This window comes from Cloacibacterium sp. (assembly GCF_047601505.1).
Lineage (GTDB): Bacteria > Bacteroidota > Bacteroidia > Flavobacteriales > Weeksellaceae > Cloacibacterium.
Genome location: NZ_JASGJD010000001.1, coordinates 2635762 through 2652840 on the forward strand (window position 1 = coordinate 2635762; position 17079 = coordinate 2652840).

General features: G+C 31.7%; 12 protein-coding genes and 2 riboswitches. Of the genes, 6 read left to right on the forward strand and 6 right to left on the reverse strand.

Annotated features, from left to right (window positions below; all coding sequences use genetic code 11):
* Positions 1–120 precede the first annotated feature (120 nt).
* From QM746_RS12025 to QM746_RS12045, 5 genes are all read left to right on the forward strand, one after another.
* On the forward strand, positions 121–564 hold the full coding sequence (locus tag QM746_RS12025; protein ID WP_414984452.1) for a hypothetical protein: 444 nt from the start codon (positions 121–123) through the stop codon (positions 562–564).
* Between the two features lie 145 nt (positions 565–709).
* Positions 710–2908: a RelA/SpoT family protein gene (locus tag QM746_RS12030; protein WP_414984453.1), complete on the forward strand. Its 2199-nt coding sequence runs from the start codon at positions 710–712 to the stop codon at positions 2906–2908.
* Positions 2908–4068 (forward strand): Na+/H+ antiporter NhaA, encoded by a 1161-nt coding sequence (gene nhaA, locus QM746_RS12035; RefSeq protein WP_414984454.1) that lies wholly within the window; start codon positions 2908–2910, stop codon positions 4066–4068. The genes QM746_RS12030 and nhaA overlap by 1 nt, the downstream gene beginning before the upstream one ends.
* 66 nt (positions 4069–4134) lie before the next feature.
* Positions 4135–4614: a cytidine deaminase gene (gene cdd, locus QM746_RS12040; RefSeq protein ID WP_374361441.1), complete on the forward strand. Its 480-nt coding sequence runs from the start codon at positions 4135–4137 to the stop codon at positions 4612–4614.
* Between the two features lie 77 nt (positions 4615–4691).
* A riboswitch (cobalamin riboswitch) is annotated at positions 4692–4887 on the forward strand.
* Between the two features lie 130 nt (positions 4888–5017).
* Complete coding sequence (locus QM746_RS12045) at positions 5018–6934, forward strand: TonB-dependent receptor plug domain-containing protein (RefSeq protein ID WP_414984455.1); 1917 nt, start codon at positions 5018–5020, stop codon at positions 6932–6934.
* A gap of 138 nt (positions 6935–7072) precedes the next feature.
* On the opposite strand, the gene metE is transcribed toward QM746_RS12045, so the two are convergent.
* The 4 genes from metE to QM746_RS12065 all read right to left on the reverse strand — a co-directional run bounded on the left by metE (position 7073) and on the right by QM746_RS12065 (position 13788).
* Positions 7073–9403, reverse strand: a complete 2331-nt coding sequence (gene metE / locus QM746_RS12050) for a 5-methyltetrahydropteroyltriglutamate--homocysteine S-methyltransferase (RefSeq protein WP_414984456.1) — start codon at positions 9401–9403, stop codon at positions 7073–7075.
* A gap of 175 nt (positions 9404–9578) precedes the next feature.
* Positions 9579–9770, reverse strand: a riboswitch (cobalamin riboswitch).
* A gap of 56 nt (positions 9771–9826) precedes the next feature.
* Positions 9827–10339 (reverse strand): anaerobic ribonucleoside-triphosphate reductase activating protein, encoded by a 513-nt coding sequence (gene nrdG, locus QM746_RS12055; protein WP_414984457.1) that lies wholly within the window; start codon positions 10337–10339, stop codon positions 9827–9829.
* Positions 10326–12533: an anaerobic ribonucleoside triphosphate reductase gene (locus tag QM746_RS12060; protein WP_414984458.1), complete on the reverse strand. Its 2208-nt coding sequence runs from the start codon at positions 12531–12533 to the stop codon at positions 10326–10328. The genes nrdG and QM746_RS12060 overlap by 14 nt, the downstream gene beginning before the upstream one ends.
* A gap of 301 nt (positions 12534–12834) precedes the next feature.
* The gene (locus QM746_RS12065; RefSeq protein ID WP_414984459.1) at positions 12835–13788 is read right to left on the reverse strand and encodes a YihY/virulence factor BrkB family protein; all 954 of its coding nucleotides are present in this window, start codon (positions 13786–13788) and stop codon (positions 12835–12837) included.
* 117 nt (positions 13789–13905) lie between these two features.
* Here QM746_RS12065 and rlmH point away from each other — a divergent pair, with 117 nt between their 5' ends.
* On the forward strand, positions 13906–14379 hold the full coding sequence (rlmH, locus tag QM746_RS12070) for a 23S rRNA (pseudouridine(1915)-N(3))-methyltransferase RlmH (protein WP_414984460.1): 474 nt from the start codon (positions 13906–13908) through the stop codon (positions 14377–14379).
* 46 nt (positions 14380–14425) lie between these two features.
* On the opposite strand, the gene hisS is transcribed toward rlmH, so the two are convergent.
* Complete coding sequence (gene hisS / locus QM746_RS12075) at positions 14426–15772, reverse strand: histidine--tRNA ligase (protein WP_414984461.1); 1347 nt, start codon at positions 15770–15772, stop codon at positions 14426–14428.
* A 158-nt stretch (positions 15773–15930) separates the two neighbouring features.
* Positions 15931–16416, reverse strand: coding sequence for a GNAT family N-acetyltransferase (locus QM746_RS12080; protein WP_414984462.1), 486 nt, complete (start codon positions 16414–16416; stop codon positions 15931–15933).
* Positions 16417–17079: the final 663 nt, after the last annotated feature.

Here is a 17079-nt window from a genome sequence, read left to right on the forward strand (position 1 = left end):
TGAAATAATCAAAAAAAACTCTGATTTTTATCAATTTTTCAATAAAAATAAAAACATTAACAAATATTTAAGAAAAATACATGTATATTTGCAGAGTAAAAACATTAAAAATTAAAAGTCATGGCATACACAATTGTAGGGCTTTTTCCAAGCCAAGAGTATTCAAAAGCAGTTTCTGCAGGTTTAGAAAACAATGGTTTCAAAAATGAAAATTACATTATTTATCTAGAAGAGAAAAAACATTCTCCGAAGTCTTTTTGGAGCAAGTTTTTCACAGAAGAGATAGATGAAGAAGCAGTAGCAGTAGATTCTCTTATTGTAAGTGTGGCAGTTAATAATACAGAAGATTTAGAAAACGCGAAAAAAGTTTTTAAAGAAAATAGCGTTGTAAACATCTACACATTAGAAGAATTAGACTTTGAAAAAGCAGCAGACTTAGATTATTTGAAAAAAGTAGTTGCCTTGAAAGCAAAAAGTTTAATCTATGCAATGCCACAAGCAAAAACCTCAAGTTCAGACATGCACACAGGCATTTCTTCTGAAGTTGGAGGCGTAAGTAAATAAAATTCATATCAAAATTTTTTCATATCAAATTAATTTTTTCCATAAAAACCCGAGACGATGTTTCGGGTTTTTATTATTAAGATGATTTCGGTTTCTTTTTTCGTCTTTTTTTTGTATATTCGTTAAGTTAAAATCACTTCTGAAGATGGTATATGATTTAGAAAAAGAAAATAAAGAAATACAGCAACGCTACAGAGACCTTATTGCCAATACATACAGAACATTAGACGAAGAGCAAAATAAAACAATAAGAAAAGCTTTCGATATTGCTCTGGATGCGCACAAAGACCAACGTAGAAAAACAGGCGAACCTTACATCTATCACCCGATAGAAGTAGCCAAAATTGTTGCCAACGAAATAGGCTTAGGAACCACTTCTATTGCCTGTGCTTTGTTGCATGACGTGATAGAAGATTCTGATTATACTTATGAAGATTTAAAAAAGATTTTCGGTAAAAAAATTGCGGATATCGTAAACGGACTTACCAAAATTTCGGTAATGAACCATCAAAACATTTCCGTTCAATCTGAAAATTATAGAAAACTTTTACTAACGCTTTCCGAAGATTTCAGAGTAATTTTGATTAAAATTGCAGACCGTCTTCACAACATGAGAACTCTGGAAAGTATGGCTCCGGATAAGCAGAAAAAAATTGCTTCGGAAACCATTTACATTTACGCTCCACTGGCTCACCGTTTAGGACTTTACAACATAAAATCAGAATTAGAAGACCTTTCTTTAAAATACAATAATCCTGATGTTTATTATGACATTGCCAATAAATTAGCTGTAGCAAAAGACCAAAGGGAAAAATATGTTGAAGAATTTAAAAAGGAAGTTTCTGAGCAATTAAAAGAAGAAAAACTCAACTTTACCATCAAAGGAAGAGCAAAAGCTATTTCTTCAATTTATAGGAAAATGCTAAAACAGAATGTTCCTTTTGAAGAAGTTTTTGACAATTATGCAATAAGAATTATTTATAAATCTGATGCAAGAAACGAAAAATTTATCGCTTGGAAAATTTATTCCATCGTAACAGATTTATACCACAGCAATCCGCAGAGAATGCGAGATTGGATTACCAATCCTCGTTCTACAGGTTATGAAAGCTTACACTTAACCGTTCTTGGACCAGACAAAAAATGGATTGAAGTGCAAATTCGCTCTGAAAGAATGGACGAAATTGCCGAAAAAGGCGTTGCAGCACACTACAAATACAAAGAAGGTTTTAAACAAAATAGCGACGATAGAAATTTTGAACAGTGGGTTACACAGATTAGAGAAGTTATAGAACAACAGCAAAACCTCTCTACAACAGAACTTTTAGACAATATTAAACTCAATCTTTACTCAAAAGAAGTTTTTGTATTTACTCCAAAAGGTGAAATTAAAATTCTACCTGTTGGCTCTACTGCTTTAGACTTTGCTTTTTCGGTGCATTCGGATCTTGGCATGAAATGTCTTGGAGCAAAAGTGAATGGTAAATTAGTTCCTATTTCTTACGTTTTACAAAACGGAGACCAAATAGATATTCTTTCTTCTCAAAACCAAAAACCAAAACAAGACTGGCTAGATATTGTGATTACTTCTAAAGCAAAATCTAGAATAAAAGCGGCTTTAAATTCAGAAAAAAACAACCAAGTTGCAGAAGGAAAAGAGATTTTCCAAAGAAAACTGAGACACGCAAAAATTAATTTCACCGAAGAAGAAGTAAACAACGTTCAAAGGTATTTTAACTTAAAAACGTCTCAAGATTTATTTTTGAAATTTTACGATGGAACTTACGATACTACAGACCTCAAAAAATATGTAGATTCTAAGAGTGCTATCAAATCATTTTTACAAAAATTTAGAAAATCTACTCCTACCGCTTTCGAAGAAACGCCAACTACAGATTTAGATTTAATTGTATTTGGAAAAGACGAAGAAAAACTCAATTACAGTTTCGCAAAATGTTGCACCGTAATTCCGGGAGACAAAATTTTTGGTTTTATCACTATTTCTGACGGAATAAAAGTTCATAACGACAATTGCCCGAATGCGATAAACCTTAGAGCAAATTACGATTACAGAGTAATGCCTGCAAAATGGGTAAACGAACAAAGATATAGCAGCAGAGTGAAAATTGAAATTGAAGGAATCGATAGAAAAGGTTTGGTAAATGATATTACAGAAGTGATTAGTAATGCCATGAATATTGACATGAGAAGCATCTCTATCGAAAGTCACAACGGTATTTTCTTAGGCACAATTACTCTGGAAGTTAAAAACAAAAATCAATTAGAAGAAACACTAAAACAATTGAAAGGTGTTTTCAGTGTAACCACAGTAAAAAGAACATAATGATTATTACAGACTATTTTAAGAAATTTTTTCAAATTGCGCAATCATCCGGAAATCTTCTCATTATATGTGTTATTTTATCATTAATGATAGCCAATTCTTCGCTAGGAGAAGGTTTTCAAGATGTTCTAAATTACAAATTAGGAAGTTACAGCATCAGCCTTTGGATTAATGACGGATTAATGACTGTTTTTTTCTTATTAGTTGGTTTAGAGATTAAACGTGAAATATTAGAAGGTGAATTATCTAGTTTCAAAAACGCAACACTTCCTATATTCGCTGCATTAGGCGGAATGTTGGTTCCGGCATTAATTTTTTATTTTTTCAACCAAGGTTCAAAATACGAAAACGGCTGGGGAATCCCTATGGCAACAGACATTGCATTCTCTCTAGCCATAATCTCAATGCTTGGAAAGAGAGTTCCTGTTTCTGTAAAAATATTTCTTACCGCTTTGGCAATTGTAGATGATTTGGGAGCGATTGTAGTAATCGCCATTTTCTACACCGAAAAACTAGAAACCACTTATCTATTGCTATCTGGCTTGGTAATGTTAGTTTTAATGCTTTTGAATTTTCTAAAAGTTAAAAAACATATTTTTTATTTAATTCCAGGAATATTTCTTTGGTATTTTATGCACCATTCTGGCATTCATGCTACAATTGCTGGGGTTTTATTGGCTTTCACCATTCCTACAAACGAAAGCAAAACCAAGATTTCTCCATTAGAAAAATTAGAAGAACTTCTTCATACACCAGTTAACTATTTCATTATGCCATTATTTGCTTTAGCTAATACTAACATAAAATTTCATAGCGGAATGGTTGATGGTTTATTTACCAATTTTGGTTACGGAATTATTCTTGGTTTAGTTTTAGGAAAAGTTATTGGCATTAATTTATTTTCATTTATTGCTATAAAATTAAAACTAAGCGATTTACCGAATAACAGCCAGTGGTCTCAGATGCTGGGAGCTGGTTTATTAGCAGGAATTGGCTTTACCATGTCCATTTTTATTGCATTATTATCATACAAAGGAAATACAGAAATTCAAGATGAAGCTAAATTTGCAATTTTGGTAGCTTCAGCAATTTCGGGTTTTTTAGGATATTTTTTATTGAAACTAATTTCGAAAAAAACTCATTCTCTAGAACACGATTAATGCAAAAATTGATTATCAACACTAGATTTAGAAAAAATTTGTATCTTTACTCTCCGATTTTTTAAAATGGAAAAAGAATTAAGAATTAAGTTTACTCAGATAGAATTTAAGGACTTATCAGAAATCGAAAGACAACTCTTTGATGCGTCTAAAAAAGCCAGAGAAAATGCTTACGCTCCGTACTCTCATTTCAATGTAGGATGTGCAGCACTTCTAGAAAATGGCGAAATTATCACAGGAAACAATCAAGAAAACGCAGCTTATCCTTCTGGTCTTTGCGCAGAAAGAGTAACAATTTTTCACATAGGAGCAAATTATCCTCACCTTAAAATCAAAAAATTATTTGTGATAGGAGGACCTTCCAGATTAGCAACTTTCAGCACAGCAACACCACCTTGTGGAGCGTGCAGACAAAGCATGTTTGAGTATGAAACCAAACAAGAACAAGCTATAGAAATTTATTTTTCTGGCTTAGAAGGAAGTGTTTTCAAATGCAATTCGGTAAAAGATTTACTTCCGTTTTCATTTGACGCAAGTTTTTTATAAAAAACTATAAATCAGCCACAAAAAAGGCTAAAACTATAATTTATTAAAAATATTTTCTTAAATCATAAATTAAGAATTATATTTGCATTGCTTTTGGTTAAGGGAATTTGGTGAAAATCCAGAACTGTCCCCGCAACTGTAAATCACTTTAACAAAGGAATTTAAAAGTTCAAAGTTTAAAATTTTTCTGCAAAACAGAGCCATTGTTTAACTAAATGAGAAGGCGCAGAGAAAGTGAAAGTCAGGAGACCTGCCAAAAACAATCCATAAAATCAATACTTTCGGAGGAAAAGTAAGGAAATCTATTAGAATTCATTTATAATAACATGAATTCTTATATTCCTATTTACATTTTTCTCTCAAATGATTGATTTTTTAGAACGTTTAACTAAAAAATTAAAAAATGAAGAAAAACCTCGTGTTTGCAAGTTTAATCCTTGTGGCGGGCGTATCGCAAGTAAATGCACAAGAAAAAGAAGGAGAAATCCCTGAAATTACTATTGCTGCAAAAACTACTCAACAACTGTACAAAACCGGAAAAAACGTACAACTTATTAGTTCTAAAGATTTAGAAAAGTACAAAGGACAAAACTTAAGCGAAGTTTTAGAACAAGTTTCAGGGTTTCAGATTACCGGAAATTTCAACAACAATAGTGAGCCAAAAACCATGAGAATAAGAGGTGGTAAAATGGCTAATGTACTCATTTTAATAGATGGCGTTCCGTTCAAAGATGTTACAGGAAACGATTATAACGCTGCAGACCTTAGACTTTTTGCTTCTGAAAACATCGAAAGTATAGAAATTTTAAGTGGAGCTTCTTCTGTTTTATACGGGTCTAATGCTACGGTTTCGGTTATAAATATCAAAACTAAGAAAATTTCTCAAAAAACAATTGAAGGAAGAATTGGAGCTAGAATTGGTAGCTTCGGAACTTTTTCTCAAAATGGTATAGTTAACGGAAAAATTGACAAATTCACTTATCAAGTAAGTGCGTCTAACGAAAAATCTGACGGTATTTCTTCGGCTGAAGGACCAGATTCTTTTGACAAAGATGGCTACGAAAAACAAAATATCAATACTATTATTGGTGTACAATTAGGAAAAATAAATCTTAATTTCAATGGTGGTTATCAACATCATTTTTATGATTATGACAATGACGCTTTTTCTGACGGAACTTACAGAAATAACGACGAGCAAATTTTTGGTGGACTAAACGCTAATTACCAATATAAAAATGGTAGTTTGGTTTTCAACAGCAGATTATCTTCCAATGATAGATTAACACAAGACCTTTCTGGAAAATCTTATCAAGATGTAAGAAAGTATAAAGGAAGAAATATTTTTACTGAATTATACAATCAATACAAAATTTCAGAAAACATCAGTTTTGTTGGAGGTATTCAATACGAAGTTCAGAATTTAGGTTCAAAAAATTTACCTTGGGGAGGAACTTCTATGGAAGATGTACAAGGTTTTGATAACACCAGAGTCTCTACTTTTGATACTTATCTTAATGCTAATTTGCAACTATCAGATTTTCATTTGGATTTAGGCGGAAGATGGAATTATCATTCTAAATACAATAATCATTTCATTTACAGCGTTAATCCTTATTACCTTAAAACTTTAGATAACGTTTACTATAAATTAGGATTCTCTGTAGCTTCAGCATATATTGCTCCTACATTGTATCAATCTTATGGTTCTTTACCTTATACATTGTCTAATTTTGATTTGAAACCAGAAACCAATACTTCTTATGAAATTGATTTAAGCGTTGGTAAACCAGATCAAAGTTTGGTGGTAAACGCAACAGCATTTTTAAGAGAAGAAAAAGATGTTTTTGCTTACGAAACCGTAGATTTCGTTACTTATGCTGGTAGATTTTTCAATGTAAATAGAAACAACATAAGAGGTTTAGAATTTGGTTTAAAATATAAAATAAACGAAATTTTCAACTTTGGAGGCAATTTCAGTTTTGCCGAAAAAAGCAATGTTGCAACTACTCTTAGAGCCCCAAAACAAAGAGCTAACGCTTATTTAGAAGTATTACCTTTCAAAAATAACAGAATTAATTTTTCGTATCAATATGTTGCTAAAAGAAGTGATGCATATTACGACAGCAGCACTTTTTCTACAAAAAATGTTGACTTAGATGCGTTTAATTTATTCAATATTAATATTAATCAAAAGTTTGGAAAAAACATAGAAGCATTTGCTAATGTCAGTAATTTATTTAATACCAGTTATGTAGATGTGGCAGGTTACAAAACCAAACCAAGAGCTTTCACTTTAGGAATTGATTACAAATTCTAAAGTATTTTCATCATTTGTGTTTGTGTTAAGCTTCAATAGGCAATTGTCTATTGAAGCTTTTTTTATGATTTTTTTTATAAAAAAGCCCAAAATATTATTTTTAATACTTTGGGCTATTTTCTAGATTTTTAGATTATTTTACAACCAATGATTTTGTAATTTATCTTGAGAAACAAAAAGAGCAGAAGCTTCTTTTGCTGCCTCCACCATTTCTTTTAAAGCTTTTTCGGTTTCTTCCCAATGTCTAGTTTTCAAGCCACAATCTGGATTTACCCACAATTGATGCGCCGGAATTACCTTTTCAGCTTTCAACAATAAATCTACCATTTCTGCCTTAGAAGGAACTCTTGGCGAATGAATATCATAAACTCCGGGTCCTATTTCGTTTGGATATTTAAAATCTCCAAAAGCATTTAGCAACTCCATTTGAGAGCGAGAGCATTCTATCGTGATAACATCAGCATCCATATCAGCAATATTTTGAATAATATCATTAAATTCAGAATAACACATGTGCGTATGAATTTGTGTAGCATCTTCTACTCCACTTGCCGAAATTCTAAAACTTTCTACTGCCCAATTTAGATAATTTTGCCAGTCAGATTTTCTAAGAGGCAAACCTTCTCTAATGGCAGGTTCGTCTATTTGGATAATTCTAATTCCCGCTTTTTCTAAATCATTCACTTCATCTCTTATGGCAAGAGCAATTTGTTTACATGTTGTAGAACGAGATTGGTCATCTCTTACAAAAGACCATTGCAGAATAGTAACAGGACCTGTAAGCATTCCTTTCACCCATTTTTCTGTTAAAGATTGTGCATATTGAGACCAATAAACCGTCATAGGATTAGGTCTGAAAACATCACCAAAAATAATTGGAGGCTTCACACAACGGCTTCCGTAACTTTGCACCCAACCATTTTTTGTAAAAACAAAACCTTCTAATTGTTCGCCAAAATACTCTACCATGTCATTACGTTCAAATTCGCCATGAACCAAAACATCTATTCCTATTTCTTCTTGCCAACGAATAGTTCTTTCGGTTTCTTTTTTAAGCAAAGTATCATATTCTTGAGCAGATAATTCTCCTTTTTTGAATTTTGCTCGCCAAGTTCTCACTTCTTTCGTTTGAGGAAAAGAACCAATAGTGGTAGTTGGAAAAAGAGGCAAATTCAGTATATTTTGTTGAGCATTTTTACGAATTCCGAAAGTGTTTTTTCTTTGAGAATCTTTTTCTGTAATTGCAGAAACTCTCTGTTTTACTTGTTGATTATGAATGAGAGAAGAATTATTTCTGCTTTCTACCGCTTTTTTATTTTCTTCAAAATCATTCAAAAATTTTTCCTCTGGATTATCTTCTGATAATTCTTTTAAAGCGTTTACTTCATTCACTTTTTGTTTTGCAAAAGCCAACCAATTTTTAATTTCAGAATGGAGTTGAGTTTCATTATCCAAATCACAAGGCGTGTGCAAAAGTGAACAAGAAGGAGCAATAAAAACTCTTTCAGAACCTATTTTTTCTTTTGCTTTTTGAATAAATTCCAGTGATTTTTCATAATTATTTTTCCAAATATTTCTACCATCTACAACTCCTAAAGAAATACTAAGACGCTCTGGAATCACATTTAAAACCTCATCTAATTGTTCTGGATTTCTCACCAAATCAACGTGTAAAACATCCACAGAAAGCTGAGTTGCTAAAGCTAAATTGTCTTTCAATCCTTCAAAATAGGTAGTCAAAATAAATTTAAGCTTTGGAAACTTTTCTTTAATTTGCTTATAAACAAATTGATACGTTTCTTTTGCTTTTTCAGACAAATCTAAAGCTAAAAAAGGCTCATCAAACTGAATATATTCTGCTCCTTGTTCTTGAAGTTTTTCTAAAATTTCAAAATAAACAGGCAACAAAGCATTTGCTAAATCTAATTTATCAAAACCTTCTTCTTTTTCTTTTCCTAATAACAAATACGTTACCAAACCAATGATAACTGGTTTCGCATTAATCCCAGAATTTTTTGCTTCTTCAAATTCATTAAAAATTTTAGAAGAATTAAGCTTGAAGACTTGATTTTTATAAAACTCTGGCACTATGTAATGATAATTGGTATCGAACCATTTCGTCATTTCCATGGCGGTAATGTCTAGACCCTCTTTTTGATAGCCTCTTGCCATTGCAAAATACAAATCCAATTCAGATTTTGTAGTATCTTCTGCAATAGGATTATACCTTTTAGGAATTGCTCCAAGTGTAAGAGATAAATCTAAAACTTGGTCGTAAAAAGAAAAATCGTTGCAAGGAATTAAATCTATTCCTGCTTCTTTTTGAATATTCCAATTCTGTTTACAAATTTCTTTTCCTGTTTTTAGAAGTTCGTCTAAAACAATTTTGCCCGTCCAATATTGCTCGCAGGCTTTTTTGAGTTCTCTGTTGCTACCAATACGCGGATAGCCTAGAAGGTGCGTTTGCATTTTCTTAAAAACTTTTAAATAATTAAACAATAATTTTAAAAGCTCTTTAGATGCTTCGCAATGTTACACGATAAAGATTTTCTGGAAAAATAATGACACACCAAAAAGACACAATTTCCCTAAGAAAAAAGTGTGATGCATCATCTGTAAGACCGAAAGCTTCATACCGCGAAAGCATTGTCCAATCAAAAAAGGCAGGTCTCCTGACTTGTAACAATTTTCATCGTCCTTCCCATTTATAAAAAACAGTGGACCTATAAATTGACAAAAATCTTTTTGCGTTACTTACAGTTGCGCGACAGCTCGTGATTTGCACACGATTCCCTATTAATCTACGTTAAGTAAAACCTTTTCCGTTTGATGAAGTATATTAAAGAACTATTTCGAAGGGCAAATATAGAAATTAAATTTGGTCTTTATTCTTCAAAAAAGAAAAGGATTTTTCCATTCTACCATTTTATTTGTTTTCAAAGATTCCTTAACATTAATAATTCTTTGGTTGCTGCTTCCAACAAATGGCAGATTAGCAACTTTCTTTTTCTCGATAAATTGTCCATCTACCAAAACATCAATATAAGGAAGAATAGCTGATAATATGGGATTTCTGAGTATTTTTTGAAACGTAAAACCCGTGTAACACCAAATATTTTTTTGGGTTTCTGATTTTATTCTTCGGGCTAATTCTGTAAAAGCTTCAGGCTGAAAAAGTGGGTCTCCTCCAGAAAAAGAAACCTGAGCAAGAAAATTACGTTCAATAATTTTCAAAATTTCATCAATATCCATCCATTTTCCGTTAGAAATATCCCAAGATTCTGGGTTATGACAACCTTTGCAGCCATGTTCGCAACCTGCAGCATAAATAGACGTTCTGAAACCTGGTCCATCAACCGTAGTATCTTCTACAATTTTGAGAACAGATATTTTATTGGTGAACAACACGGTCTTTTAATTCTGCTAATTTTGAGCCGTTCCAACGGTTGGTAGTTCCTACTAAATATCCTGTAATTCTTTGCAAGCAATCAATATCTTCGCTGCCACAAGAAGGGCATTTTTCTAGATGTTCTTCGGCGTTTTCAAAACCACAATCCATACATCTGTTTCTATTGTGATTTACTGAAACATATCCCATTGCTAATCTATCCATTAGATCCACCACATTCATAATAGATTCAGGATTGTGTGTTGCATCTCCATCTATTTCTACATAAAAAATATGTCCGCCTCTTGTTAAATTATGGTAAGGAGCTTCCACTTTTGCTTTGTGATGAGCGCTGCATTTGTAATAAACCGGAACGTGATTAGAATTGGTGTAATACTCTTTGTCTGTAACGCCAGCAATTTCGCCAAAATCTTTTTTGTCTTTTTTGGTAAATTTCCCCGAAAGTCCTTCCGCCGGAGTTGCCAAAACACTAAAATTAAGCCCAGTTTCTTCTGCAAAACCAGTTACTTTATCTCGAATGTAAGTAATAATTTTTAATCCTAATTCTTGAGATTCTTCACTTTCGCCGTGGTGTTTTCCTGTTAAAGCGACCAAAGCTTCTGCCAAACCAATAAAACCAACTCCTAAAGTACCTTGTTTTATCACTTTTTCAATGCTATCGTTGGTTTGTAAACTTTCGCTATTGTTCCATAAAACCGACATCAACAAAGGAAATTGTTTTGCTTCGGCAGTTTTTTGAAAATCGAACCTGTTTTTCAATTGTTCTGCTGTAAGGTCTAAAACATGATTCAATTTTTCAAAATATTTTTCAATTCTCACATTTTTATCTTCATTTTGCATTAATTCAATAGCAATTCTTACCAAATTAATGGTAGAAAAAGACAAATTACCTCGTCCCACAGAAGTTTTTTCTCCATTTCTATTTTCAAAAACACGAGTTCGGCAGCCCATTGTTGCTACTTCATACTGAAATCTTTCCGGGTCTTTTGCATTCCATTTTTCATGTTGATTAAAAGGTGCATCCAAATTCAAAAAATTCGGAAAAAATCTTTTAGCACTTACTTTACACGCATATTGATACAAATCGTAATTAGCATCATCAGGATGGTAATTTACACCTCTTTTTTTCTTCCAAATTTGAATTGGGAAAATAGCAGTTCCACCGTTACCAACGCCTTCGTAAGTAGATGTAAGAAGCTCTCTTATGACACATCTTCCTTCTGCTGAAGTATCTGTACCATAATTTACAGAGCTGAAAACTACCTGATTGCCACCTCTGGAATGAATGGTATTCATGTTATGTATAAAAGCTTCCATAGATTGATGTACACGGCGAACTGTCATATTGATGGCGTGTTGCAAAACTCTTTCCTCGCCTTTGAGAGGAGACAAATCTTGATGTACAAAATCTTTAATTTCAGCATGATAGAGATGCGTGTAATCTTCTCCACTTAGGTTTTCTATTTCTTTAATTTCTTCGATGAAACTTTTTCTAACGTAAGGCGCTAAATAAAAATCGAAAGCAGGGATTGCCTGTCCACCGTGCATTTCGTTTTGAGCAGTTTCTAAAGATATGCAAGCCAGCATAGAAGCGGTTTCTATTCTTTTGGCAGGTCTAGATTCGCCGTGACCAGCAAGAAATCCGTTTTTTAGAATTTTATCTAACGGATGCTGCACACAAGTTAAACTTTTAGTAGGATAATAATCTTTATCGTGAATATGAATGTAATTATTTCTTACGGCATCTTTTATTTCTTCGTTTATCAAATAATCATCTACGAAAGGTTTTGTAGTTTCGCTGGCAAATTTCATCATCATTCCCGCAGGCGTGTCTGCATTCATGTTGGCATTTTCGCGAGTAACTTCATTAGCTTTGGTTTCAATGATTTCTAGAAAAATATCTTTAGTTTTTGCCTTTCTGGCAATGCTTCTTTGATCTCTGTAAGCAATATATTTTTTAGCAACTTCTTTTCTGGTACTTTTCATCAATTCCATTTCTACCATGTCCTGAATTTCTTCTACAGACATTTGCGAACTTCCTTTACAAGTAATAAAATCGGTAATTCTTTTTATAAGAGCGGCATCTTCTCCTTTATCCGTATGAAGCATTGCTTTTCTAATAGCCGCCATTATTTTATCTTCATTAAAACCTACGATACGCCCGTCCCTTTTTATTACTGTTTGAATCATGATTAAGATGTTTTTTAAGGTAAATTCTAGAATAAGAAATGAAAATTCCGCATCATTACTGATGAAAAATATCCAATGATATTTTCACAAAAATAAAAGATAATAGAAACTATTTTAGACTAAATGAGCATGATAAATTTCATGAAAACAACATTTATCAATTAACAAAAAGAAAATCAAGAAAATAAAAAGGAACAATAATTTAAAAATAAATTTTCACAAAAAAACAAGGAAAAATTTAATCAATTTTTTAGTATTGAGAATCATTAAAAATAAAACACTTTATTGATTGTCAGAAACTTTACAAAACATCAGGATGATATTCTTCAATTTCTTTTTTCAGCTCGTCTGCCAAGAGTTTTTCTATTCTCAATTTTCTGATAGCAAGATTTAATTCGTTCCCTAAAAGCAAAAGAACTACATTAAAATTAACCCAAATCATCAATAGTATTATAGAACCAATAGAACCATACAAAACGTTATATTTGGCAATTTTGCTTACATAAAAAGCGAAAAAATAAGTAGTGATAATAAATAAAACTGTAGAAAAAACGGCACCCGGAATTGCATATCTAAATCTGGTAATTCTGGCGGTTCCAATCCAATAAAAAAGGGCTAAAAGAAAAAAATAAAACAATGGAAAAGAGATAAATCCAATAATTTTGGTAAGATTTTCTACGAGCCAACTAATGTCATACTCTGGCGTGAAAAGTTTCAACACCACTTCAGAATAATAAATTCCCAATAATGAAAGAAAAATAATGCTGATAAAACCAATAGTAATAAAAAAAGAAGTAATGTATTCTTTCACATCGCTTTTCTTTTCTTCAGTATGTTCATTAAATCCGTTAATTAAAGAAAAAGTACCATTTGTTGCGAAAATAAGAGCAAAAACAATAGAAAAATTGCTAATACTCTTCATATTTGGGATAATATTGTTTTGAATATAATTAGAAACATCTGACTGCATGTGCGCCGGAAAAACCTTATGCATCATTACATCAAAAATATAAAATTGAAGCTTATCATAATGTGGCAAATAAGGCAAAACGGAAAGCAAAAAGAGAATAAAAGGAAACAAACTAAGAAAAAAACTCCAAGAAATGGCTGCTGCTTGCCTCAGAATCTTATTCCTGAAAATACCTTCACCGTAGATTTCGAACATTTTCCAGAGAGAAATCCCTAAAATAGGGATGTGCAATGCATCTAGAAAACGATGAATTTTTAAGATAAAAGTAGGTGTTTTGAAACGCATTATTTTATATTTGCAATACACAAACTTACATAATTTTTTTATTTTAGGTTTTATATCAAATCAAAAAAAACATTACTATTATTCCATTTTGTTAATTTTTATCTTACAAAATTTTACATGAAAATAAATCTACTTTGCATAGGAAAAACAGACGACAAGAAAATTGCCGAACTTATTTCTTACTACATCATCAGAATGCCAAAACATTGGAATTTTGAAATGACAGAAATTCCCGATGCCAAAAATGCGAGAAATCTAAGCGTAGATTTACTAAAAAAAGAAGAAGCAAAACTGTTTTTCAATCAGATAGAAAACACAGATATTGTAGTACTTTTAGACGAAAAAGGAAAAGAATTTACCAGCCGAGAATTTGCCCAAAAACTTAACAATTGGCAGAATAATTCCATTAAAAGAATTTGTTTTTTGGTAGGTGGAGCTTACGGTTTTTCTGAGGAAATATACAACAGAGCCAACGAAAAATTATCTCTTTCTAAAATGACTTTCACACATCAGATGATTCGTCTTTTCTTTGTAGAACAAATTTATAGAGCAGACCAAATTCTGCAAGGAAAACCTTATCACAACGATTAAAAAAAAAGAGTCAGACTTATAAAAAATCTGACTCAAAAATATATTGTTAAAGACTCAAAAAATTTTCTTGTGAAAGTGTTTTTTGTTCTCCCGAAATTAAATTTTTAATGGTAATATTACCTTCCGAAATTTCTTGTTCGCCAAGGAAAATTAGATTTTCAATTCCTTTTTTCTCAGCATACGTAAATTGTTTCTTCAACTTCGTATTTTCAGGATAAATTTCCGCTGCAACACCTTTATCACGAAGTTTTGCTAAAATTTTCATTGCTTCCGAAGCTTCTTTTTCTCCGTAATTGGCAAAAAGATATTCTATTTTTCTTTCAGAATTTTGCGGAAAAAGATTCAATTCTTCCATCACAAGATAAATTCTATCCAAACCGAAAGAAATTCCAATTCCAGGAATATTTTTCACACCAAAAACTTCCGTAAGATTGTTATATCTACCGCCACCGCCAATAGAACCCATTTCTACACCTTGCGCTTTTACTTCAAAAATAGCTCCAGTATAATAATCTAAACCACGTGCTAAAGTTATATTGAAAACCAATCCGTCTTCAATTCCTAAATTTTTACAATTTTCTAAAACAAATTCCAGCTCTTCTACTCCATTTTTACCTATTTCTACATTGGCAAAATTGGTTTTTAGAATTTCTAAAACTTCCGCTTGAGATTTATTATCGAAAAGGAAACTTAGTTTTTCAATAGCTTCATCAGAAATATTTTTCTCTTGAAGTTCTTTCATCACGCCATCTTTTCCAATTTTATCTAGTTTATCTAAAGCTACCGTAAAATCTATCAATTGCTCAGAAATATTGGCAAATTCTGCCAAACCAGAAAGAATTTTACGATTGTTGATGTGAATTTTTACAGGAATTTGCAATTCTTTGAAAGACTTCAAATACAGTTGCACCAATTCTACTTCTTGCCAAAGACTTTCGCTTCCTACCACATCAGCATCACACTGATAAAACTCTCTGAAACGTCCTTTCTGAGGTCTATCTGCTCTCCAAACTGGTTGAATTTGGTAACGTTTAAAAGGAAAAGTAAGTTGTCCATGATTCATCGCTACAAAACGCGCAAATGGAACAGTTAAATCATAACGAAGTGCTTTTTCGGAAATCTTTTTAGTTAACGGTTGATAGTTGATAGTTGATAGTTCTTCTTTAGAAATTTTATCTAAAAAATCACCAGAATTCAGAATTTTAAAAATCAAACGGTCGCCTTCTTCACCGTATTTTCCGGTTAAAGTAGATAGATTTTCAAAACTTGGCGTTTCCAAAGGTTGAAACCCAAACAATTCAAAATTCTTTTGTAAAGTATTGATAATGTATTTTCTGCGATATACTTCCTGCGCTGTAAAATCTCTAGTTCCTTTCGCTAAACTTGGCTTCATTTTTTGTAATTGATAAATGATAATTGATGTTTGAATTGCAAAAATACGGATAAATAATATAATTGAAGTTTGATAATTGATAATTGATGTGCGTTTTTACCTAAATAAGCATTTGTAGATGTTTTTACACAAAAAATATCTATCCTTATTTAGAAACATCACATTTCTTTCAGCATCCAGATATCACAACCATCATGACCAGAATTTCCCAAAGGTTTTTCTAAATGTCGAAAACCTTGTTTTTCGTAGATGGAAACTGCTGTAGAAAACTCAGGAATGCTTTCTAAATATATCTGAGAATAACCAAATTCTTTTGCCTTTTCTATGGTTTCTGCTAGTAATTTTCTGCCAACTCCTTTTCCTCTTCCTTTATTAGAAATGTAAAATTTCACCAATTCTGTACAATTTTCGGGTAAATTTTCTGTAGGAAAAATGCCACAACAACCTACCAATTCGTTTTCTAACTCGGCAACCCAAAGATAAGACTTTGGCGTCTGAAAAAGTTGATACAAATTATCAGTTGTAGAGTCTGTATAAACTGTTCCTTGGGTATTTTTCACACCAAAATCGTGAAAACAATTTCTAATTATAATGGCTAATGCAGCGTTATCTGATTTTTGAATGGGTCTTACATTAATATTCATGCCTCAAAAATAAGGAAAAAAAATTCTAAATATTCTGATATTTCAAATTGCTAAAAGTTTTAATAAATTTGTCAATCTACGTTTACGACGATTATAAACACTTCGTTTTATCTTGCATTATATTGTTTTGGGAATTTGCCTAAAAAGATGGTTTTCACTATCAACACCCTTAAATTCAGCTGTTAAGGCAAGCCTTATTAGCTCCAAATCTTTTAATTTTGTCGCTCGTCTTTGATAAGACAATAAATTTTCATTTGATATTTTTCGTAATACTTCCAAAATTGACTCCGTCGAACCACTTCGTTAGGTTTCTTTTGTAATTTGCGTCTATGTTGTTCATTGTAAATGTTTTGTAATTAATTCAATTTGCTAATTTTCAATCAAACAAACAACTTTTATCTCACTTAATTCATAATGCACAACGAATGAATATTGAATGAAATTAATGCTTTTAGACAAACTTTAATTAGGTGCAAAATCAAAAAAAACAATTTCTCAATTACTTAATTTACTCTTTTTAAGAAATTGAAATCTGAATAAAGAATATGTATAACAATTCTGTTATTTATTTTTTTTATATTTTTGTTCCTTTGAATGATGGTTCAAAATTTGCTACAGACTTATAACTTTAGAAAATTTCTCTAATAAAATAACCTTTAGCTC